This window comes from Pseudomonas sp. 2995-3, assembly GCF_002742565.1.
GTDB classification, from domain to species: domain Bacteria; phylum Pseudomonadota; class Gammaproteobacteria; order Pseudomonadales; family Pseudomonadaceae; genus Aquipseudomonas; species Aquipseudomonas edaphica.
This window is the reverse complement of record NZ_LJSB01000074.1, coordinates 1-331: the sequence shown is the minus strand read 5'-3', so window position 1 is coordinate 331 and position 331 is coordinate 1. Positions and strand designations below refer to the sequence as shown.

Below are 331 nucleotides of genomic sequence, written 5' to 3'. Positions count from 1 at the left end.
TCAATTTCCTTATCCACGATGGGGGATTTCTTTCTATTTATAAGGTCAACTTTTTCTTCAACAATATCTAACGCTACAACCTCATGATGCTGCGCTAGTAATACTGCATTGGAAAGACCAACATACCCTGTACCAGCTACTGCTATTTTCATCATTGCACACATCCTTGTTTTAGATAAAAATCAAGTTTCATTCCTTAAAAAAATATATCACAAATATATCCAATATTCCATGGTCATTGAAGGGCAAATCCACGTTCACCTCAATGATTTTGGTTTTCAGGGTAATGCTTTTACTTTATCATATAATAACAGAAACCATTTTCCTAGGA

1 pseudogene is annotated in these 331 nt (G+C 34.1%); it reads right to left on the bottom strand.

Annotated elements, in window-relative coordinates:
* Positions 1-152 (bottom strand): annotated as a pseudogene (locus tag AOA62_RS03880) (UDP-glucose 6-dehydrogenase); the annotation flags it as partial.
* Positions 153-331: the final 179 nt, after the last annotated feature.